Source organism: Aeromonas molluscorum 848 (genome assembly GCF_000388115.1).
Taxonomy (GTDB): Bacteria; Pseudomonadota; Gammaproteobacteria; order Enterobacterales; family Aeromonadaceae; genus Aeromonas; species Aeromonas molluscorum.
Genome location: NZ_AQGQ01000058.1, coordinates 1 through 21910, shown reverse-complemented (window position 1 = coordinate 21910; position 21910 = coordinate 1). Strand labels below are relative to the sequence as shown.

Genomic DNA, 21910 nt, shown 5'->3' with positions numbered 1-21910 from the left:
ACCCTGGCGGATCCGGGGGTCGTCGACAAGCTCATCCGCGAGAAGTCGGAGGCGGCCTGAATCAGACGCTGACGCTCAGCATAAAGCCGGCCCTGGGCCGGCTTTATCTATTCTGTCCGAGCACCAGCCCCAAGGCGAACGCGCCTGGGCGAGCTGCTCACAAAACACACAGATGTAGAGATTAGACCAGTAAAATGCTGCTAATTTTCACGAAATCAATATAATTGCGAAAACTGTGTGTCAGTGCACACCGAATTGCGCAAAAAATGGCTAGATTTCTGGTCATCCGCAAGATAGCTGATAGTTAACAGCATTATCATCGAGGATGTACTCATTATGTCGCAACATCACCGCATTCTTCTGCTCAACGGTCCTAACTTGAACCTGCTGGGCAAACGGGAACCCGGTATCTACGGCAGCCAGACCCTCGACGAGATCGTCGCCGATCTGCAGCGCCAGGCCAGCCAACTCGGTGTCACACTTGACCACCTGCAATCCAACGCCGAACATCTGCTGCTGGAGCGCATCCATCAGGCCATGGGCCAGGTGGATTTTATCATCATCAATCCTGCCGCCTTCACCCATACCAGTGTCGCGCTGCGAGATGCCCTGCTGGGGGTTGCTATCCCCTTTATCGAGGTGCACCTCTCCAACGTCCATGCCAGAGAGCCTTTTCGCCATCACTCTTATCTGTCTGATGTCGCGAAAGGGGTCATCTGTGGACTCGGGCCGGATGGTTATACCTTTGCTTTAACCGCGGCTGTGCGTCACTTGGCACGGCTTGATAATCACTGATCAGACAAAGAAGAAAGAGAATGCTAATGGATATCCGCAAAATCAAAAAGCTGATTGAACTGGTTGAAGAGTCCGGCATCGCCGAGCTGGAAATCTCCGAAGGGGAAGAGTCTGTTCGCATCAGCCGTAATTTCTCCGGCCAGGTTAACGTCGCACCGCAGATGATGATGCAGCCTGCCATGGCACCTGTTGCTGCAGCCGCCACCGCCCCTGCTGCCGCCACCGCCGAGGCTGCCGCCCCGAGTGGTCATCTGATGCGCTCCCCCATGGTCGGCTCCTTCTATCGCTCCTCCAGCCCAGAAGCCAAACCTTTCGTGGAAGTCGGTCAGCAAGTCAATGTCGGCGACACCCTGTGCATCGTCGAAGCCATGAAAATGATGAACCAGATTGAATCTGACAAGGCTGGCGTGATCAAGGCCGTTCTGGTCGAGAATGGCCAGGCCGTCGAATTCGACGAGCCGCTATTCATCATCGAATAAGGGGATATTCACCCATGTTGGACAAAGTAGTCATCGCCAACCGCGGTGAAATTGCCCTGCGGATCCTGCGCGCCTGTAAAGAGCTCGGGATCAAGACAGTGGCCGTTCACTCCACCGCCGATCGGGAGCTCAAACATGTGCTCCTGGCCGACGAATCCATCTGCATCGGCAAGCCTGCCAGCGGTGAGTCCTACCTCAATGTGCCGGCCATCATCGCCGCCGCCGAGGTGACGGGTGCCGTCGCCATCCACCCTGGCTACGGTTTCCTCTCCGAGAACGCCGACTTCGCCGAAGTGGTCGAGCAATCCGGCTTCATCTTCATCGGCCCCCGCGCCGAAACCATTCGCCTCATGGGTGACAAGGTTTCCGCCATCGAAGCCATGAAGAAGGCCGGTGTGCCCTGCGTACCAGGCTCCGACGGTCCGGTAGACAGCGATACCAAGCACAACGCCAGTGTCGCCAAGCGCATCGGCTATCCGGTGATCATCAAGGCCGCCGGTGGCGGTGGTGGTCGCGGCATGCGCGTGGTGCGCAGCGAAGCCGAGCTGGCTGCCGCCATCGCCCTGACCAAGTCCGAAGCAGGCCAGTTCTTCAAGAACGACATGGTCTACATGGAGAAGTACCTGGAGAACCCGCGCCATATCGAAATTCAGATATTGGCTGACGGCCAGGGCAGCGCCATCTATCTGGGCGAGCGGGACTGCTCCATGCAGCGCCGCCACCAGAAGGTGGTCGAAGAGGCACCGGCACCTGGCATCACCGAAGAGATGCGCAAGTTCATCGGTGAACGCTGCGTGCGTGCGTGCCTCGAGATCGGCTACCGCGGTGCCGGTACCTTCGAGTTCCTGTACGAGAACGGCGAGTTCTACTTCATCGAGATGAACACCCGTATCCAGGTTGAGCATCCGGTTACCGAGATGGTCACCGGTGTGGATCTGATCAAGGAACAGCTGCGCATCGCCGCCGGCCAGCCCTTGTCCATCACCCAGCAGGATATCCGCATCCGTGGCCATGCCATCGAGTGCCGGATCAATGCCGAAGATCCGGCCACCTTCATGCCATCTCCGGGCCTTATCCAGCGCTTCCACGCGCCGGGTGGCATGGGCGTACGTTGGGACTCCCACATCTACGCCGGTTACAAGGTGCCGCCTTACTACGACTCCATGATCGGCAAGCTGATCTGTTACGGCGAGAACCGTGACATCGCCATCGCGCGTATGCGTCACTCCCTGGACGAACTGGTCGTCGAAGGGATCAAGACCAACGTGGCGCTGCAAAAAGAGATCATGAAGGACGAAAACTTCCAGCACGGTGGCACCAACATCCACTATCTGCACAAGAAGTTGGGTCTGTAAGAACCCTCATTGCAGACAATGCCGCTGGGCAAGATGGCGTGTAACAACCATCATCTGCACCAGACGTAGAGTCTGTAAGAGACCCGAATAAAAGGGCCATGGCGACATGGCCCTTTTTTGTTATCCTTGCGCCTTTCATTCTCTGGAGGCTGCATTCAACATGTCTCGTTTCAACCTCGCCCGCCGGGAAGCCATCCTCTGCCTGTTGCTGACCCTGCTCTATTTCGTTGCCTGGTATGGTTGCGCCTACTTCATTCCCGAAACGCTCCAATATTGGGGCATTCCCCTCTGGTTCCTGCTCAGTTGCATGCTGATGCCGCTGCTATTCATGGTGCTCTGTGCCTTCATGGTGAACCTGCTGTTTATCGAGATCCCCCTCGATCCCGAGTTGCCAAGCCCGCAGGAGCCCCGCCATGAAGCTTGATCAGCTACCGATGCCTGCGCCGCAGCTGTTGATGGGAATAGGCGCCGTCATGATAAACCGGCCGTTTATCGAGATCCCCCTCAGCCCCGAGTTGCCCAGCCCGCAGGAGCCCCGTCATGAATCTTGAACTGTTGTTGCCTCTGCTGATCTATCTGTTGCTGGTACTCGGTATCGGCTACTGGGCCAGTCGCCGTCGCCAGGGAGGGGACTTCATGCAGGAGTACTTCATCGGCAGTCGCAGCATGGGTGGCCTGGTGCTGGCCATGACCCTGGTGGCGACTTATACCTCGGCTTCTTCTTTCATTGGCGGCCCGGGGGCCGCCTACAAGATTGGGCTGGGATGGGTGCTGCTGGCGATGATCCAGTTGCCCACCGTCTGGCTCACTCTGGGGGTGCTTGGCAAGAAGTTCGCCATCATCGCCCGCCGGGTCAATGCGGTGACCATCAACGACATGCTCTGGGCACGCTATCAAAGCCGGGCCGTGGTGGTGCTGGGCTCGGTCACCATCATCCTGGCCTTCATCGCCACCATGGTGGTGCAATTCATCGGGGGGGCCCGCTTGCTGGAAACCGCCACAGGGCTCAGTTACCAGCAGGGGCTCTTTCTCTTTGCCAGCTGTGTGCTGCTCTATACGGTGATTGGCGGCTTTCGCGCCGTGGTGATGACCGACGCCCTGCAAGGCATCATCATGCTGATCGGGACAGGTGCCCTGCTGGCCGGGGTGCTGATAGCCGGTGACGGTCTGCCCAATCTCATCCACCAGCTCGAGGTGATAGACCCCAAACTGGTCAGCCCGCAAGGGGCCGGTGACATGCTGACCCAGCCCTTCATGTTGAGTTTCTGGATCCTGGTCTGCGTCGGCGTCGTTGGCCTGCCCCACTCGGCGCTACGCTGCTTCGGCTACAAAGACAGCAAGGCGCTGCATCGCGGCATCCTCATCGGCACCATCGTCAGTGCCTTGCTGATGTTCGGCATGCACCTGGCTGGCGCCCTGGGCCGTGCCCTGCTGCCCGCCATGGATAGCCCCGACAAGATCATGCCAGCCCTGATGATGGAGGTCTTGCCCCCCTGGCTGGCTGGTATCTTCCTCGCCGCCCCCATGGCCGCCATCATGTCGACCATCGACTCCCAGCTGATCCAGGCCTCGGCAACCCTGGTCAAGGATCTGTGGCTCAACTATCTGAGCCCCAAACAGTCCCAACAGAAGCTGGAAGTGCGTATTCCCCGCCTATCACTCATCACCACCCTCATCCTGGGAAGCCTGGTACTACTGGCGGCGCTGCAGCCTCCCGAGATGATCATCTGGCTCAACCTGCTCGCCTTTGGCGGCTTGCAGGCCGTGTTCCTCTGGCCGTTGGTACTAGGTCTATATTGGCCCCGAGCCAATGGCCAGGGGGCGCTGGCCTGCATGATGAGCGGTATTCTCTGCTATGGCACATTGAGCCACTGGGGCATCAAACTCGCGGGTCTGCACGCCATAGTGCCCAGTCTGGGCCTGGGTCTGTGCGTCTTCGTGCTGGTAAGCCTGCTGACGCCTCCACCGGGGTTGGCAGTACGGCAACTGTTTGATCGGGGCTAACTTATTGGTGATTAATAGCTCGAAGACTATCCCTTAAGGGGAGTAAAGGATAAAGTGTGCTCCATGTCACACTTTATCTCTATTCAATGACTGCACCTTCTCGCCGACAGACACTGATCCAGGCCATGCAGCGGCTGGGCTATGCCTTGCTGTTGCCCGTTTCCATCTTGCCATTGGCCGCCCTGCTCCATCGACTCGGCCAGCCAGATGCCCTCAATCTGCCCGTGCTGGTGTTGAGCGGAAAGGCCATCTTCGGTCAGATGCCCCTCATCTATGCGGTTGCCATCGCCTTTGGAATTGGTCACAAGGCGCGAGGTGGCCTGGCTCTCTGTGGGGCAGTCAACTTCCTGCTGCTGAGCTCGGCGCTCTCAGCACTGGCTCCCGGCCTGCATGCCGATCTTGTCTGTGGCATGCTGGCGGGGATCATCACGGCCCTGGTCGGTCCCTGGTCGCCCTCACTTCCCAAGCCGATACGCCTCTATCTGCCCGGCCCCTGGCAAGGGCCCTTGCTCAGTGCCCTCGTCTGCCTGCTGCTGGCTGTGCCACTGTCGCTGATCTGGCCCATGCTGGAGCAAGGCATCAGCCAGATAGCCACGGATCTGGGGACCCCCTTTGGCGCCTTCAGTTACGGGGTGCTCAATCGGCTGTTGTTGCCCTCGGGTTGCACCAGCTGCTGGGCAATCTGATGACCCTGGGTGCCAGCAATCAGCTGGCGCTGGCGGCTGCGCAGCCGCTGCATCAGGGCTATGGCGCCGGTCTCTATCCCATTATCATGTTCGGCTTGCCCGGTGCCTGTTTCGCCATCTGGCTGCACCGCCATCGTCTCCAACAGTTACCCCACGGCGCCCTGCTGCTGACCCTGGCGCTCACGTCCGCCTGCATCGGCATCACTGAGCCCATTGAGTTCCTGTTTGCCTTCACGGCGCCCTGGCTGTTTCTGGCCCACGCCCTGCTCACCGGCCTGTCGTTTGCCATCTGCAGTGCCCTCGAGATCCAGCTCGGCAGTTACTTCTCCGCCGGGTTGCTGGATCTTAGTCTGAGCTACGGCAGCGGTCTGCATGCCTTCTGGATCATTCCCCTTGGGATCCTGTTTTTCGTGGCCTACGCCTTGCTGTTCTATCACATGCTGGGGCGCTCCCCTCTCAGCCTCTCCAACCAGCATCTGATCCGTCAGGAGATGGCCAACATTCCCCCTGCCGACCCCCAGATGCTGGCCATCCAGTATCTCAAGCTGCTCGGTGGCATGGACAATCTGCAAGCCATTAGCGTCTGCCTGACCCGGCTCAGCATCCGGGTACGCAACATGGCGTTGGTGGATCAGTCGCAGCTGCTCAACCTGGGTTGTCTCTCCTGGATAGAACTCAACGAACATCAGCTTGTGTTGGTGCTGGGCCCCAATGCGGGTCTCATCGAGGGGCAGATCCGCATGCTGGCCGAACGCCAGTCGGTCCCCCTCGGCCTCAAGCCCAATCAGGCGTCGAGCAGCCAGGTCGGTTGGTAAGCAAGGGATCCCTCCCCCCTGCCAACCCCTCGAGTCGGCGGTCACTTGCTACGGAGCAAACGCCAGCCGCTCGGCGACAAAATCCATCAAGGATCGCAAGGCGGGCGCCAAATGCTCCCGGCTTGGGTAGATAAGATAGAAAGGATTGCTCGGTATGGGATGCGCTGGCAGCAGGCTGACCAGTTTGCCACTGAGCAGATCATCCCGACAAACATGAGCAGGCAGCAGGGCGACGCCCCCTTCATGAATGGCCAGCTCTCGCAGGGCCAACAGGCTGTTGGAAATACAGGCCCCCTTTGGCCGCCATCCCCCTTGCTGCAGTGGCCACAGCGGCAGAGCACTGTGCACCAGGCAGGCGTGCCCGCTCAGATCGGCCACGGTATCCGGCCGCCCCGCCCGCGCGAGATAACCGGGAGCCGCCACCAAATGGCGCGCCACCTGACCAATCTGCCTGCAGATCAGGCTGGAATCTTTCAAGGGGGCGGCCCGCAGCGCCAGATCGTAACCTTTTCCCACCAGATCCAGTTGCTCATCGCTCAGGGTCAGCTCTATCACCACCTCGGGATAGAGGATGCGAAACTCGGCCAGTATCTTGCCAAGCAACAGGGTACCGGTTGCCTCGGGCGCCGTGATCCTCAGCTTGCCTGCCGGCGCTTCACGCAGCCGCGCCATGGCACGGTTTGCGCCGCGCGCCAAATTGAGCAGCGCCTGACAGTGCTCCACATAGATCTCGCCCTGGGGGGTCAGACTGAGACGGCGGGTAGTGCGTTGCAGCAATCGCATGCCGAGCAAGGATTCGAGCCGCGATATTTTCTGGCTCACCGAGGACTTGGGCATACCGAGCAACTCGGCGGCTGCCGTGAAGCTGCCCTGCTCGACCACAGTGGCGAAGATGCCCATCAACTCCAGTTCTGGATTGTTCATATATTCAAACAGTCTTTACCAATTACCTATCTTAATAAGAATAATCAACCAGACTAGACTACGAAGCAATCCCAATCCGCCAGACAAGGAATTGCCATGAAAGCCATCGCCCTCACCCAGTACCTGCCAAGTGATCATCCCCACTGCTTCATCGAAGCCAGACTGCCCACCCCGACCCCGGCTCCCCGGGATCTGCTGGTGAAGGTCAACGCCACCTCCATCAACCCGGTCGATACCAAGGTACGCGCCCCCAAAGCGAAAGTTGAAACCACGCCGCGGGTGCTGGGCTGGGATGCGGTAGGTGAAGTGGTCGCCGTCGGCAGTGAAGTTACTCTGTTCAAGGTGGGCGACAGGGTCTGGTATGCAGGCGACATCAGTCGCCCCGGCAGCAACAGCGAACTGCAGTTGGTTGATGAACGCATCGTCGCCCTGGCCCCCACCAGCCTGACCGATGTCGAAGCCGCCGCCCTACCGCTCACCGCCATCACAGCCTGGGAGGCCCTGTTCGAGCGCATCGGCCTCACCCGAGAGAGTCAAGGGCGCTTGCTCATCATCGGCGGGGCGGGCGGCGTCGGCTCCATCGCCATCCAGCTGGCCCGTCAGCTCACCGGGATGGAAGTGATCGCCACCGCCTCCCGGCCAGAAACCCGCGACTGGTGCCTGGCAATGGGGGCCCATCAGGTAGTGAGCCATCACAACCTGCAGGGAGATCTTGCGGATCTGGGGATCAACCAGCTCGATGCCATCTTCTGCACCAATGCCACCGAACAGCACTGGAGCGCCATGGCGAGCCTCATTCGTCCCTTTGGTCACATCTGCACCATTGCCGAATCCAATGAGCCCTGGGATCTCTCCCTGCTCAAGGCCAAGAGCGCCACCTTCAGCCAGGAGTTCATGTTCACCCGCTCCCTGTTCCAGACCCCGGACATGATTGAGCAACACAAACTGTTGAGCGAAGTCAGTCAGCTGGTTGACCAGGGAACCTTGCGCACCACTCTGGGCCAAACCCTGACTGCATTGACCCCAGCCACGCTGGCGCAGGCCCACACAGAGGTGGAAGCAGGACGAATGATCGGCAAGCTGGTGATCGATATGGCCGCGTTCGCTTCCTGAATACTCCCCTAAGTGAGTAGCAATCGCACCATCATGGGGTAACTTCACCAGAGATAGGCACCAAAAGCGCACAGGCAGAGGTACCCCAGATGTCCACAAAACCATTTAACGCTTCCCTGAACGGCCAACTAGCGCTCTTCACAACCCAACAGGGCCGACATCTGGTGTAACGGGCAAAAAAAGGGGCCATCCCGACCGGGATGACCCTAAATACCTGAACGTTGGGGGTAACAATCACACACACATCCTTTGCAGGATAATTTAGTTAATGCATCTCCCGTGCCAACTTAATAAAAACGACCCACTTAGGGTCGTTTTTATTTGATCAGCCTAGGAAAGATCCCCTTGCAGCGTCTGCCTGACCTCAATTTCCCCCCAAAAAAAACGCCACACTAAGGTGGCGTAAAAGATGACGGAACTTTCCTAGAGCAAAGCAGTAAGGATGAATACATTAACCATGCCAACCTTGCTGATAGCCTCCTCCTTTTCGCTAGTCACTGGCTGCCCGGCACGCCTGAACCTTTGGCTTGCTGGCAAACCACGACAGCGCAGGCCTGAAATGGTAGAATCCCGCGGTTTCACATTCATGAAGAGTCAACCCCATGCCCTGGATACAAATTCGAATCAACGCCACCGCTAAAACCGCGGACAAGGTGAGCAACATGCTGCTGGGGCGTGGAGCCCAGGCGGTGACCTTTATGGATGCCCAGGATGTGCCAGTCTACGAGCCGCTGCCCGGCGAGACGCCGCTCTGGGGAGAGACCGAAGTGATGGGACTGTTCGATGCCGAAACGGATCCGGCGCCCACCATCGCCTTCTTCCAGCAGATCTTCGGTGAAGATGTGGGTTACAAGGTCGAGCAGCTGGAAGACAAGGACTGGGTGCGCGAGTGGATGGATCACTTCCACCCCATGCAGTTTGGCGAGCGGCTCTGGATCTGCCCGAGCTGGCGCGATGTGCCAAACCCCGATGCGGTCAACGTCATGCTGGATCCGGGTCTGGCCTTCGGTACCGGTACCCACCCCACCACGGCGCTCTGCCTGCAGTGGCTGGACGGGCTGGATCTGACCGGTAAAACCGTGGTCGACTTCGGTTGTGGCTCCGGTATTCTCGGCATCGCGGCCCTCAAGCTCGGCGCCGCCCGCGTCATCGGCATCGACATAGACCCGCAGGCCATTCAGGCCAGCCATGACAACGCGATGCGCAACGGCGTCGCCGGCCAGATCGAACTCTATCTGCCAGCGGATCAGCCGCAAGGGGTGGAAGCGGACGTGGTGGTGGCCAACATACTGGCTGGCCCGCTACGCGAGCTGGCACCGCTTATCGCCGGCCACGGCAAGCCCGGCAGCCTGATGGCGCTCTCCGGCGTGCTGGAGAGCCAGGCCCCGGAGCTGGAGACCATCTACGGCCAGTGGTTCGACATGGATACCACAGCGGTGAAGGAGGAGTGGTGCCGCCTCTCCGGCCGCAAGCACGGCTGACTGGATCAATAGTCCACGGCAGCAAAATCATTCATCGCTCAAGGGCACCGCTGGTGCCCTTGTTGTTTCTGGCTGTTGGCCTGTGCCAGGAGGGGATACCTGATTATTACCCTTCAAACCCGGGCTCAGGAGTGAGCCACCGCTCACCCTTCTTTTCGCCACAAGGGGGTAACATTTGCGATCACCAAACCCGTTTGCCCGCACGCCAACCGACGAGACCTCCCATGACCGACTACCAACTGATGATCGACAGCCAGCCCTATGACTGCATGGCGCCCGAGCTCAATGCCTTGCGCAAGGCGGCGGCGAATCTCTATCGCCGTTTCAATCGGGAAGAAGAAGAGGATGAGCAGCTGATCCTGCTCCAAGCCCTGGTGGGTGAGCTGGCGGAAGGCGCCTTCATCTGCCCGCCATTTCAGTGCAGTTATGGTCGCCATATCAGTCTGGGGCTGGGCTCCTTCATCAACATGGGAGCCACCTTGCTGGACAATGCACCGATCCGTATCGGTGCCGGGGTCATGATAGGCCCCAATGTGCAGATCTATACCGCTGCCCACGCCCTGGACGCCGATGAGCGCCTGGCTGGGGTAGAGACGGCGCTGCCGGTCACCATCGAAGACATGGTGTGGATAGGTGGCGGGGCCATTCTGCTGCCGGGGATCACCATAGGCCGGGAGGCCATCGTCGGCGCAGGGGCCGTGGTGAGCAAAGATGTGCCGGCTGGGGCGCGGGTCGTGGGCAACCCTGCCCGCATCCTGCCCCCTAAGCAGAGGCTATAATGCGCGTCCCTGTCAGGATGCTCGCAAGCTGCCCCATCTCACCCGCCGAGCAGATGAAGTTGCCCCCAAAAAATGAAGCCCAAGGTCACGAAGACGTTGGGCTATATAAAAGGTGCTACGGAATTGCGACTCTCATCGCAGAAAATCAGAAGGCAAGCCTTCTGAACTGGCGACAAGGATGATAGCGGGGCGCAAACGTTTTACATAGTGGAATCGACTAATTTTGCGAACTTCCTCTCACTATTTAAAAAAGGGGTTGTTGCCACAAGAAATCCCTGGCCTGCCCCTTTATTTCTACTCGCGGCTCTGGTTATTATTCCCGGCTGCGTAAAAAAGCCCTGATAGATCAGGGTTTTCCATTCAAGTCTCATGGTATGAACTAGGGACTCATCTCGCCATCATCAAAAATGGCGGACGAAGTCAGCCAAGGGCAGTTCCCGCAGCTTGCGCGCCTCCAGTTGAGGGGTGCCCAGGTAGAGGAAACCCACCAGCTGATCCTGCTCGGCCAGACCCAGCCCCTGACGAATGTGCTGGTCGAAGATAAACCAGCCGGAGCGCCAGATTCCATTGAACCCTTGCGCCTGTGCCGCCATCTGCATCGCCATCAGGGCACAACCGGCGGAGAGTTCCTGCTCCAGCCTGGGCACCTTGGGGTGATCCTGAAAACGGCTCGCGACGGCCACCACCAGTGGCGCGCGCAGGGGCGCCTGCTCACTCTTGCTGATGCTGTCATCGTCGTCACCTCGCAGCCGGGCAGCCTCGCCGAGCAGGGTACCGAGTCGCTCACGCCCCTCTCCTGCAAACAGGATAAACTGCCAAGGGGTCAAGGTGCCGTGATCCGGCGCGCGCAAGCCCGCCTTGAGGATGTTGTCGAGCGCCTCGCCGCCCGGGGCGGGCAGCGTCAGGCGAGCGCAGGAGTGGCGATTGAGCAGTAGAGTGAGGGCATCCATGGGCAATTCCTTGTCAGGGGCAGTGATGGCGCTACCTTAGCACAGCACCGGATGAAGAAAACCCCTGGGGCTCAGGGGTTTATCGCAATACAGAGGTGCCACTCGGCGAGATGACGCCAGCCGACTCGGTCTCTTGCCCGATCTCTCGCTTCGCAGCCAGCTCGGCAGTCGGCTCGCGCAGAGGTCGGACTCAGATCACCGCAGCCAGCTCGGCTCCTTGCCTGATCGCCCGTTTGGCATCCAGCTCGGCCGCCACATCGGCCCCGCCTATGATGTGTACCGGCTTGCCGGCCGCCTGCAAACCGGCTTGCAGCTCCCGCAATGGCTCCTGCCCCGCGCAGATGATGACATTGTCTACCGGCAGGCACTGCTGCTTGCCCGCTATCATGACATGCAGCCCCTCATCGTCGATGCGCAGGTACTCCACCCCGGCCAGCATCTTGACCTGGCGATTCTTGAGCACGGTTCTGTGGATCCAGCCGGTGGTCTTGCCAAGGCCCTCTCCCACCTTGCTCTCCTTGCGTTGCAGCAGCCAGATCTGACGGGCCGGGGCATCAATTTCTGGCGCCATCAAGCCACCCCGCTCGCCGAGGCTCTGATCTATCCCCCACTCCTTGAGCCAATGCTCCCGGCTGCGATCTTCCCTTTTCTCCACCAGGAATTCGGCCACGTCGAAGCCAATGCCGCCGGCGCCTATCACGGCCACCTTGTCACCGACCGGTCGGTGATCCCGCAGCACATCGAGGTAATTCAATACCTTGGGGTGTTCTATCCCCGGAATATTGGGGGTGCGTGGCCGGATGCCGGTGGCGAGGACAATCTCGTCAAAGCCGCCGCCAAGCAGACTTTCGGCACTCTGACGCTGACCGAGGTAGAGTTCGACACCGCACTTTTCCAGCCGCTTGGCAAAATAACGCAGAGTCTCGTGAAACTCCTCCTTCCCTGGGATCTGCTTGGCAAAGTTGAACTGCCCGCCGATTTCACTCCCCTGATCAAACAGGCTCACCTGATGACCGCGCTCGGCGGCGTAACAGGCAAAGGCCAGCCCGGCCGGGCCCGCGCCCACCACGGCCAGCCGTTTGGCTTGAGGTACCCGGCCAAAGGTCAGTTCGGTCTCGAAACAGGCACGGGGGTTGACCAGGCAGGAGGCGCGTTTCTGTTTGAACACATGGTCGAGGCAGGCCTGGTTGCAGGCGATGCAGGTGTTGATTTCGTCGGCCCTGTCTTCGGCGGCCTTGATGACAAACTCGGGATCGGCCAGGAAGGGACGCGCCATGGAGACCATGTCCGCATCGCCTCCTGCCAGTATCTCCTCGGCCACCTGTGGGGTATTGATGCGGTTGGTGGCAATCAGCGGCACCTTGAGGTGCTTCTTCAGCTCGGCGGTAACCCAGCTGAAGGCGCCACGAGGCACGCTGGTTGCAATAGTGGGAATACGCGCCTCATGCCAGCCTATGCCAGTGTTGATCAGCGTGACCCCGGCCGCTTCCAGCGCTTTCCCTAAGGCGATAACCTCCTCCAGCGTGGACCCCTGCTCGACCAGATCCAGCATGGAGAGGCGGAAGATGATGATGAAGTCGCTGCCGACCCGTTCGCGAATGGCCCGCACGATCGAAAGTGGGAAGCGCATCCGGTTTTCGTCACTTTCCCCCCAGTCATCGGTACGCTTGTTGGTACGCTCACAGATGAACTGATTGATGAGATAACCTTCCGAGCCCATCACCTCAACACCGTCATATCCTGCACTCTTGGCGAGCTGGGCCGTGCTGGCAAAATCACGAATGGTGCCACGGATCTGCCGTTCGCTCATGGCACGTGGCTTGAATGGGGAGATTGGTGCTTTTAGGGCACTCGGCGCCAGGCTAAACGGATGATAGGCGTAGCGGCCCGCATGCAGGATCTGCAGCGCTATCTTGCCCCCCTCAGCATGTACCGCCTCGGTCAGCTTGCGATGCTTGCCGACCTGCCAGGGGAAGCTGAGTTGGGAACCATGAGGCACCAAACGGCCACGCAGGTTGGGCGCTATGCCTCCGGTAACGATCAAGGCCACACCGCCACGGGCCCGTTCGGCGTAGAAGGCGGCCAACTTGTCGAAGCCCCCTTTCTCCTCTTCCAGACCGGTATGCATGGAGCCCATCAATACGCGGTTGCGCAACTGGGTAAAGCCCAGGTCAAGGGGGGACAACAGATTAGGATAACGGCTCATGCTATGTTTCCTTTCAAGACCGGAGTGCCTGGGAGCATATAAGGTATGCAGTCACGCAGCGGGCCAATACCGAGGTCAAGGGGGACCAGCTGGTTAGAATAACGGCTCATCATGCTCTCCTCTTCGAGGCCAGGGTGCATGGAATGATCCTTTGCACCCGGTTAGAGAACGGGGCAACACCCAGGCCAAGTGGAGTCAGCAGAGTAAGGTAGCGGCTCACAAGGCCTCCGGTTAATTTTTTGTTATCAAGTTGCAGTAGAGTAAAGAATCGAAATTGCTTTTTCAAACAAATGTTTGGGCGTTTTTTCAGCGAACAGGCGTAACGCTAAATCCTGCGGTGATGGAACATGGCAATCGGCGGTGCAACTGGTTAATAATGGCCTCACTAACCCATTAACAGGGCGATAACGCGACTATGTCTATTTTCAAAGGCCTGGGCTGGATCTTTCGAAGCCTGTGGCGCCTGATCAACTTCACCCGACTGATGCTGGTCAATCTGCTATTTCTGTTTGTCGTCCTGGCCCTGGCCTTTGTACTGGGACAGAAAGAGGCTCCCCAGGCCCCGATCGAAGGGGCTTTGACCCTGGATCTCGACGGCACCCTGGTAGAACAGCTCACTCAGACAAGCCCAACCGAGAAGCTGCTGCAACAGATGGGCAGCAGCGAGGACCTGCCCCATGAGTTCCTGCTCTCGGATCTGCTGTGGGCCATCCACTCCGCCAAGGAGGATGATCGTATTCAGGCCCTGGTACTGAGGCCACAGGGATTGCAAGGCAATCTCTCCAAGCTGCAGGAGCTGGCCGTCGCCATCGATGACTTCAAGCAAAGCGGCAAGCCGGTCATCGCCATGGCCGACTATTACACCCAGGGCCAGTACCTGCTGGCGGCCCACGCCGACCATGTACTGCTCAACCAGAGCGGTGCCGTGCTGCTCGAAGGCCTTGGGGTCTACCAGACCTACTTCAAGTCGGCGCTGGAGAAGCTCAATATCACGCCCCATGTGTTCAAGGTCGGCACTTACAAATCCTTCGTCGAGCCCTATACCCGGGATGAGATGTCCCCGGAGAGCAAGGAGGCGAACCAACGCTGGCTGGATCAGCTGTGGCAGGCTTATGTCCAGGACGTGGCCGAACAGCGTGAGGTCGAACCCGATGCCGTCTCCCCCAGCAAGGAGCAATTCCTCGAACGCTTGAGAAAAGCGGGCGGCAATGCCGCCAGCTATGCCTTGGACAATGGTCTGGTCGATGAACTGGCGACCCGGGAAGAGATGAGCCAGGCGGTGATCAAGGAAGTGGGCGAGACCGAGGATCACAGCTGGAAAGGGATTGGCCTCGAAGCGTATCTGGCCGCCATTCCTGAGCAATATCCCCAGAGCGGCAAGGATGAGGTGGGCCTCATCGTCGCCAGTGGCGCCATCATGGACGGCATTCAGCCTGCCGGTACCATAGGTGGCGACAGCCTGGCCAGCCTGTTGGCTGACGCCCGCCTCGATGACCAGATAAAAGCCGTGGTATTGCGCGTCGACAGCCCGGGGGGCAGCGCCTTCGCCGCAGAGCAGATCCGTGCCGAGTTGCTGTCCCTCAAGCAAGCGGGCAAGCCGGTTGTGGTATCCATGGGCAGCTACGCCGCCTCCGGGGGCTACTGGATCTCCGCCGATGCCGACAAGATCTTCGCTTCTCCCACCACCCTCACCGGATCCATCGGTGTCTTTGGCCTCTTTGCCACCGTCGATCAGGCCCTCTCCCAGTTCGGCATCCACAGCGACGGGGTCGGCACCACCGACTTCGTTGGTCTGGGCGTGACCCGCGCCCTGCCGGATCACGTCGGCCAGGCCATTCAGCTCAACGTGGAGAATACCTATCAGCGCTTCCTCGGCCTGGTCGGCAAGGGCCGTGGCCTGAGCCCGGAAGAGGCGGAGAAGGCAGCAGAAGGGCGAGTCTGGACTGGCCTGGATGCCAAGGCGCTGGGCCTGGTGGACGAATTTGGCAATCAGAGCGATGCCATTGCCGCCGCCGCCGAGCTTGCCAATCTGAAGGAGTGGCAGGTAACCCCCATAGTACCCGAGGAGTCCACCAAGGATAAGTTCCTGCGCGAGCTGCTTGGCAGCAGTGCCCAGGCCCTGGCCCCCTCCCTCAAGGGGGTGATCCCGGCGCCACTCGGCCAGAGCCTCAGCACCCTCAACCGGGCGCTCGATCCGCTGGTTCGCTTCAACGACCCCCAGGGCACCTACGCCTGGTGTCCCGTCTGCCGCTGATGCCAATGGCTAACGGCCAATAAAAACCGCCTCTTGGGCGGTTTTTTATTGGCCGTCGCACCGGCTACTGAACGAAGGCCCACCAGATGTGCAGATGGCCATGACTACAGAGCCTGAAGCGCGCCATCCTTGTGCCAACGGTACAACTGCGCCAGCACCCGGGTCTCGCGATGGGTCCATTGAGGGCAGTGGCCTCCGAGCAACCATTGGTTGTTGTGCAGCGCCTCCTCCAGGGCATGCCAGCCCGCCTTGAAGCCCAGACGCTCTTCATAAGCCTGCAGCCTGGGAGGGATCCTGTTTTCCCCCACCCGGCACAGATAGTAGAGGGAACGGATGCAGTAGGCGTCATAGTCGGGTTCGCGGGCACTGCGATATTCTCGGGTTTCGCCGAGCAAGCCCCCCTTGACCAGCAGCTCGGCGCCACACTCCTCATGCAGCTCGCGGGCCAGGGCATCCTGATGACTCTCGCCCGCCTCGACCCCGCCGCCCGGGAACATGAAGTCGCCATTGACGCTCGAATGAACCAGCAACAATTCGTCGCCGCGCAGCACCACTGCGCGCACAGTCACGCGCTCGAGCAGCCGCTCCAGCCGGGGAAAATCACCGTGCATCAGACGCAGGGAGAAAGGGGACAAGCCCGTCATGATTGAATTTTCCATGGGCTCATTTCGGGTCACGCTCACGGCCGGTAAGCCCCCGCCTTGATCTGTTGCACCAATTCGGCAGCCTGGGCATCCAGGCTCGCCAACTCCGCCTTGCTCAGGCTGTGATAGAGACTGAAACGCTTGGCCGAAACTTCGCTTCCCCCCAGAAAGGCCGCACTGACCTTGCCCCACAGATAAGCATCCGGGTAATGCTTCTGACCCATATGGAGAGTACTGAGCGAGGTGAGCAAACGGCTATCAACCTCATCCCCCTCCCGATACAGGGAGAGGCCATGCTCCATCACCTGGATGGCACGTTCGGGATCCGTCTTGGCATAGATGCCCCCCAGCGCCAACTGCAAGGCGGGCTCTTCCAAAGCTGGTGTCCCCGCCTGAGCCAGAAACTGCTGACGGGCCTGCTCATTGGTATTGTTGGTCCAGTGCCAGATAAGCAGATAGGGATCCTGGGATTGGCGGGTCTCGCCATCGAGGCGCTCCAGCTCGGCGCCGGCGGCCAGCATGCCCTCGACCCGGTCGCTCTTGCGCTCCTTGGCGAACTTGTACTCGATGTGGGTCGAACGTTCGATGCAGCGCAGATAGCCTTCCAGCTTGCTCATCAGCTCGAATTTATGGCGATCGCTCGCCTCCTGCTTGAGAGTGAAGCGCGCCCGGATCACATCGGTGCGTTCATAGCGGCACCAGCCATCGTCCACCAGATCCTGACAGAGCTCAGGATGGCTGGCACAGATGTTCTGGAGGCGATCATCGTTACAGGCAACGAGGCTGAGCCCCATCGCGAGACCAACGGCAGCCCGGCGTAGTGGAAGATGGGTCATGGTTCATATCTGGTTGATAACATCGACAGCCCGCTTTAGCCACCATCGGCTAGCAAACCACTCACATATCCATTACAATGCGCGCGCCAAAAGCTGGCCGCGATTGCAGAATAATATAACGAATTATACGCCCCTACAGTGATCTGCATTCGACGAATTTCTTTTTGCTTCAACAACGTGAAACACGGTTACGTGAAATAAAGGATCTGGTTAATGACCCACGAGCACCATTTGCAAGCGTGGCAGGAGAGCCAGGAGCTCGCCGAAGCCATGCAACCCTTGATAGGTCGCCTCTACCGCCAGCAAGGGATCGAGATCACCGTCTACGGACGCCCCCTGCAAAACGCCTCCACCATCGACATCCTCAAAGCCCATCGGGTGGTTCGCCGCCACGAAGGTCAGCCTCTCGCCATACAACACAGCTTCCCTCTGCTTCGTGCCCTGTGCGAGCTGGCCCCCAGCGCCGCCGAGATAGATCTGGGCAAACTGGCGGTTGGCTACTGGCGCGATCACAGCGATGAAACCGGCATAGTCGATTACCTGGCGGCCAAACTGGCCCCCGCCCTCGGCCAGGGTGCCCTGCCGGCACCGACCGACGTGGTGCTTTATGGCTTTGGCCGCATCGGCCGTCTGCTCGCCCGGCTGCTGATCGAGCGCACCGGCGCCGCCAACTCGTTGCGTTTGCGCGCCATCGTCGTACGCGGTGGGCGTGAGGGCGATCTGGAGAAGCGGGCCAGCCTGCTGCGCCGCGATTCGGTGCACGGCTCCTTCAACGGCTCAATCGAGGTGGATCTTGAACGTAGCGCCATCATCGCCAACGGCACTTTCATCCAGGTGATCTATGCCAAGCAGCCCAGCGACATCGACTATACCGCCTACGGCATCGACCGTGCGCTCATCGTCGACAACACAGGGGTCTGGCGCGATGAAGCAGGTCTTAGCGAGCATCTCAAGGCGCGCGGCGCCGCCAAGGTGCTGCTGACCGCGCCCGGCAAGGGTGAGATGAAGAACGTGGTGTTCGGAGTCAACCATGAGGTGATAGGCCCGGATGACCGCATCGTCTCCGCCGCCTCCTGCACCACCAACGCCATCACCCCGGTGCTCAAGGTGATGCAGGACAGATACGGTATTCGTCATGGCCATGTGGAGACAGTGCACTCCTACACCAACGACCAGAACCTGATCGACAACTACCACAGTGGCGAGCGGCGCGGGCGCAGCGCTGTGCTCAATATGGTGATGACCAGCACCGGCGCCGCCAAAGCGGTCGCCAAAGCGCTGCCCGAGCTCAAGGGCAAACTGACCGGCAACGCCATCCGGGTGCCGACCCCCAACGTATCCCTGGCCATCATCAACTTGTCACTGGAACAAGGCACAGACCGGGAGAGCCTGAACGCTTACCTGCAGCAGGCCTCTTTGAGTTCCTCCCTCCACCGCCAGATTGATTTCAGCGCCAGCACTGAGCTGGTCTCCTCCGACATGGTGGGTTCCCGTTTTGCCGGTATAGTGGACTCCCAGGCGACCATCGCCGAGGAAGATCACTGCGTGCTCTACGTCTGGTATGACAACGAGTTCGGTTACAGCTGCCAGGTGGTGCGGGTGATGGAAAAAATGGCCGGCGTGATCCGTCAGGATCTGCCCGCCTGAACTAGGTATTCATGATTTCGGGTTTTCAAGGAGAGACGCATGTCATTTCAACAGGTCATAGGGCAGATGCCCGAGGAAGTATACGAGCGGCTCAAGACCGCGGTTGAACTCGGCAAATGGCCGGACGGCCAGCCTCTCTCCGAGGAGCAGAAGGCCACCTCGCTCCAGGCCGTGATGGCCTGGCAGGCGATGCACCTCACCAACCCGGAACACATGAATATCGGGGCCGATGGCGAAATCGTGATGAAGAGCAAAAGTGAACTCAAGCGTCAATATCGAGACGAAGAAGAGATCATTCGCATCGACCTCAATCACTGAACGCAGGCCCAGAGGGCAAGCTCCAGCGCCACGAGAGCATGACAGAAAAGAGGGGAGCCATCATGGCTCCCCTCTTTATTAGGTCGACTGCGATAATCCGCTCATCCCCTCAGGGAGTCAGTTCGCCACGCAAGGATTGCTGCATCAGTTCGCGAATGCGTGGCGCAGGCAGATCCTGGCTGAGCAGGAAGTGCAGCTTGGTCAGTGCCGCCTCGGCGGTCATGTCAAAGCCGGAGATGACCCCGGCCCGGGAGAGGGCATTGCCGGTGGCATAGCCGCCCATATTGACCTTACCGTGCAGGCACTGGCTCAGGTTGACGATAATGACCCCCCGGGCCGAGGCCTCGGAGAGCAGGGCCAACATGGCCGGGTTCTGGGGCGCATTGCCTACCCCAAACGACAGCAGGATCAGTGCCCGTACCGGTTGCTGCAAGATATTGGCGATCACCTCGCTCGAGATCCCCGGATAGAGGGTCACCACGCCGATGGGCTGGGGGGTGATGTCATGGAGCACCAGCGGTGCCTGGCAAGGTCTGCCAAGCTCACCCGCATCCAGGGAGATGGCAATACCTGCATTGAGCAGCGGCGGATAGTTGGGGGAGTCGAAGGCGTGGAAGCCATCCGCATGAACCTTCTTGCTGCGGTTGCCGCGATAGAGCTGATTGTTGAAAAACAGCGTCACCTCGTGGATCGGGTAGTTGGCGGCAATATAAAGCGCATTGAGCAGGTTCTGCTGACCGTCCGAGCGCAGCTCGGCCAGGGGGATCTGAGAACCTGTGATGATCACCGGCTTGTGCAAGTCCTCCAGCATGAACGAGAGCGCCGAGGCGGTGAACGACATGGTATCTGTACCATGCAGGATCACGAAACCATCGTATTTTTCGTAGTTGTCACGAATGTCTTCGGCGATACGTTGCCAATCCGCCGGGGTCATATCGGAGGAGTCGATGAGGGGCGCGTATTCGTGGATATGGTAATCCGGCATCTCGGGCCGGTGAAACTCGGGCATCCGCGCCAGACAATCTTCCATGAAGCCCGCCATCGGCACATAGCCGTGGTCGGAACGCTGCATCCCTATGGTACCGCCTGTATAGGCTATATAGATGGACTTCTTCACACCCTCTCCTCATCTGGGCTGGAAACCGCCGAATTATAGAGTTTACCGACGACAATGACAGCCCGAACCGTTGGAAATCAAGGCCAAGTCACCGAAATGACACCATCGCAAATTAGATATAAATGTCAAAAAAAGGTAATTGACAGGTTTCATTTCTAAGAAATTTGGATGTTATCAGTACTTTTTGCTAATATCGCCGCCGTTATAGCAAAGTCCACATCCGCGGCTCCCACCCTACTGGGCCCGACAGGCCAGGCACATCACAGCCAGGCCGGGCATATTTGCCCCTCATTTTCATGGCGTCATATTCGTATGGTTCTTATCCATGCCCTTGCGCCACACTGTTTCAATCCCGGCTGAATCTGCGCGTCTTCGCAAACGGGGACACAGCCAATCACCATGGGAGTACTCAATGTTACAACTCGATGCTTATGCCACGTTAGTTGCCGCCACCTTAGTCCTCCTGCTCGGGCGTCTGCTGGTTAACCGGGTCGAACGGCTGCGCACCTTCAACATCCCCAAGCCGGTCGCTGGCGGCCTGCTGGTTGCCCTGGTGCTGCTGACCCTGCGCCTCACTGCCGGGGTCGAAATCAAGTTCGACACCAGCCTGCAAACGCCCTTGATGCTGGCCTTTTTCGCCTCCATCGGTCTCTCCGCCGATCTCGCCAGCCTCAAGCGCGGCGGACGCGCCGTCTTCACCTTCCTCGGTGTGGTAACCGGTTTGCTCTTGATGCAAAACGGCCTGGGGGTCGCACTGGCCAGCCTGATGGGATTGGATCCCCACATGGGACTGCTGGCCGGCTCCATCACCCTGTCCGGTGGCCATGGGACAGGGGCGGCCTGGAGCGCGACTTTTGCCGATAAATACGGCGTCAAATCGGCGGCGGAGCTGGCCATCGCCTGTGCCACCTTCGGCCTGGTGCTGGGGGGATTGATTGGCGGTCCCGTCGCCCGCTATCTGGTCAAGAAAGTGCAAGTGCCGGGCGAGGAACATAATCTGGACGAGGTACCCCAAGGCTTCGAGATGCCAGAAACTGAACGACGCATCACGACCTTCAGCGTGATCGAGACCCTGGCGCTGATCGCCATCAGCCTCAAGGGCGGCGAGCTGCTCTCCCACGCCATGCTCGGCAGCGCGTTTGAGCTGCCGGTGTTCGTCTGCGTGCTCTTCGTCGGCGTCTTGCTGCGCAACCTGCTGACCCTGTTCAACTGGCACGAGGTGAGCGATCGCGAGGTCTCCCTGCTCGGCAACGTCAGCCTGTCGCTCTTCCTCGCCATGGCATTGATGAGCCTCAAACTCTGGGATCTGGCAAGCCTTGCCCTGCCTATTTTCGTGCTGCTGGCGGCCCAGACCCTGGCCATGGCGCTCTATGCCGTGTTCGTCACCTTCCGGGTCATGGGCAGCAACTATGATGCGGCCGTGCTGGCCGCTGGCCACTGTGGCTTCGGCCTCGGCGCCACCCCGACCGCGATTGCCAACATGCAGGCGGTCACCATGCGCTTTGGT

The 21910-nt window shown here is 59.6% G+C and carries 19 protein-coding genes and 1 pseudogene; 14 read left to right on the top strand and 6 right to left on the bottom strand.

All coding sequences use genetic code 11. The features are described from left to right. Positions 1-336: 336 nt before the first annotated feature. From aroQ to G113_RS22065, 7 genes and pseudogenes are all read left to right on the top strand, one after another. Positions 337-795, top strand: coding sequence for a type II 3-dehydroquinate dehydratase (aroQ, locus tag G113_RS10055; protein WP_005900347.1), 459 nt, complete (start codon positions 337-339; stop codon positions 793-795). Positions 796-821: 26 nt separating this feature from the next. Further along, on the top strand, positions 822-1274 hold the full coding sequence (accB, locus tag G113_RS10050; protein WP_005900344.1) for an acetyl-CoA carboxylase biotin carboxyl carrier protein: 453 nt from the start codon (positions 822-824) through the stop codon (positions 1272-1274). A 14-nt stretch (positions 1275-1288) separates the two neighbouring features. Further along, positions 1289-2629: an acetyl-CoA carboxylase biotin carboxylase subunit gene (gene accC, locus G113_RS10045; protein WP_005900342.1), complete on the top strand. Its 1341-nt coding sequence runs from the start codon at positions 1289-1291 to the stop codon at positions 2627-2629. 160 nt (positions 2630-2789) lie between these two features. Then, entirely contained in the window at positions 2790-3053 is a 264-nt protein-coding gene (locus G113_RS10040) for a YhdT family protein (protein ID WP_005900340.1), read from the top strand. Continuing rightward, positions 3043-3180 carry a hypothetical protein gene (locus G113_RS21340; protein ID WP_161618910.1) on the top strand — a complete coding sequence of 46 codons (138 nt, stop codon included), beginning with the start codon at positions 3043-3045 and terminating at the stop codon, positions 3178-3180. Before G113_RS10040 ends, G113_RS21340 begins: the two co-directional genes overlap by 11 nt. Beyond that, entirely contained in the window at positions 3170-4633 is a 1464-nt protein-coding gene (panF, locus tag G113_RS10035; protein WP_005900338.1) for a sodium/pantothenate symporter, read from the top strand. The genes G113_RS21340 and panF overlap by 11 nt, the downstream gene beginning before the upstream one ends. An 86-nt stretch (positions 4634-4719) precedes the next feature. Further along, positions 4720-6134, top strand: a pseudogene (locus G113_RS22065) (PTS transporter subunit EIIC). Between the two features lie 48 nt (positions 6135-6182). Here G113_RS22065 and G113_RS10025 read toward each other — a convergent pair. Continuing rightward, positions 6183-7058 carry a LysR family transcriptional regulator gene (locus G113_RS10025; RefSeq protein WP_005900336.1) on the bottom strand — a complete coding sequence of 292 codons (876 nt, stop codon included), beginning with the start codon at positions 7056-7058 and terminating at the stop codon, positions 6183-6185. A gap of 96 nt (positions 7059-7154) precedes the next feature. Here G113_RS10025 and G113_RS10020 point away from each other — a divergent pair, with 96 nt between their 5' ends. The 3 genes from G113_RS10020 (at position 7155) to G113_RS10010 (ending at position 10431) form a co-directional block, all read left to right on the top strand. Next, positions 7155-8171 (top strand): zinc-binding alcohol dehydrogenase family protein, encoded by a 1017-nt coding sequence (locus G113_RS10020; protein WP_005900334.1) that lies wholly within the window; start codon positions 7155-7157, stop codon positions 8169-8171. A 602-nt stretch (positions 8172-8773) separates the two neighbouring features. After that, on the top strand, positions 8774-9652 hold the full coding sequence (gene prmA, locus G113_RS10015) for a 50S ribosomal protein L11 methyltransferase (RefSeq protein WP_005900331.1): 879 nt from the start codon (positions 8774-8776) through the stop codon (positions 9650-9652). Positions 9653-9876: 224 nt separating this feature from the next. Next, entirely contained in the window at positions 9877-10431 is a 555-nt protein-coding gene (locus G113_RS10010; RefSeq protein WP_005900329.1) for a sugar O-acetyltransferase, read from the top strand. 401 nt (positions 10432-10832) lie between these two features. Here the strand turns inward: G113_RS10010 and G113_RS10005 are convergent, their stop codons facing one another. Further along, on the bottom strand, positions 10833-11381 hold the full coding sequence (locus G113_RS10005; protein ID WP_005900325.1) for an NAD(P)H nitroreductase: 549 nt from the start codon (positions 11379-11381) through the stop codon (positions 10833-10835). Positions 11382-11571: 190 nt separating this feature from the next. Next, positions 11572-13587, bottom strand: a complete 2016-nt coding sequence (locus tag G113_RS10000; protein WP_005900323.1) for an oxidoreductase — start codon at positions 13585-13587, stop codon at positions 11572-11574. Between the two features lie 415 nt (positions 13588-14002). Between G113_RS10000 and sppA the strand changes: the two genes are divergently transcribed. Beyond that, positions 14003-15841, top strand: coding sequence for a signal peptide peptidase SppA (gene sppA, locus G113_RS09995; RefSeq protein ID WP_005900321.1), 1839 nt, complete (start codon positions 14003-14005; stop codon positions 15839-15841). A gap of 104 nt (positions 15842-15945) precedes the next feature. On the opposite strand, the gene G113_RS09990 is transcribed toward sppA, so the two are convergent. Both G113_RS09990 and G113_RS09985 read right to left on the bottom strand, forming a co-directional pair. After that, positions 15946-16500, bottom strand: a complete 555-nt coding sequence (locus tag G113_RS09990; protein WP_040319105.1) for an NUDIX hydrolase — start codon at positions 16498-16500, stop codon at positions 15946-15948. Between the two features lie 20 nt (positions 16501-16520). Then, the gene (locus tag G113_RS09985) at positions 16521-17321 is read right to left on the bottom strand and encodes a DUF2989 domain-containing protein (protein ID WP_040319104.1); all 801 of its coding nucleotides are present in this window, start codon (positions 17319-17321) and stop codon (positions 16521-16523) included. A gap of 213 nt (positions 17322-17534) precedes the next feature. Here G113_RS09985 and G113_RS09980 point away from each other — a divergent pair, with 213 nt between their 5' ends. Beyond that, complete coding sequence (locus G113_RS09980) at positions 17535-18968, top strand: glyceraldehyde-3-phosphate dehydrogenase (protein ID WP_005900314.1); 1434 nt, start codon at positions 17535-17537, stop codon at positions 18966-18968. A 39-nt stretch (positions 18969-19007) separates the two neighbouring features. Beyond that, complete coding sequence (locus tag G113_RS09975; protein WP_005900312.1) at positions 19008-19286, top strand: YeaC family protein; 279 nt, start codon at positions 19008-19010, stop codon at positions 19284-19286. A gap of 109 nt (positions 19287-19395) precedes the next feature. On the opposite strand, the gene ansA is transcribed toward G113_RS09975, so the two are convergent. Continuing rightward, the gene (gene ansA / locus G113_RS09970) at positions 19396-20403 is read right to left on the bottom strand and encodes an asparaginase (RefSeq protein ID WP_005900310.1); all 1008 of its coding nucleotides are present in this window, start codon (positions 20401-20403) and stop codon (positions 19396-19398) included. Positions 20404-20815: 412 nt separating this feature from the next. Between ansA and gltS the strand changes: the two genes are divergently transcribed. Continuing rightward, positions 20816-21910, top strand: a 1095-nt coding sequence (gene gltS / locus G113_RS09965) for a sodium/glutamate symporter (RefSeq protein WP_005900308.1), incomplete at its 3' end; no start/stop codon positions are given.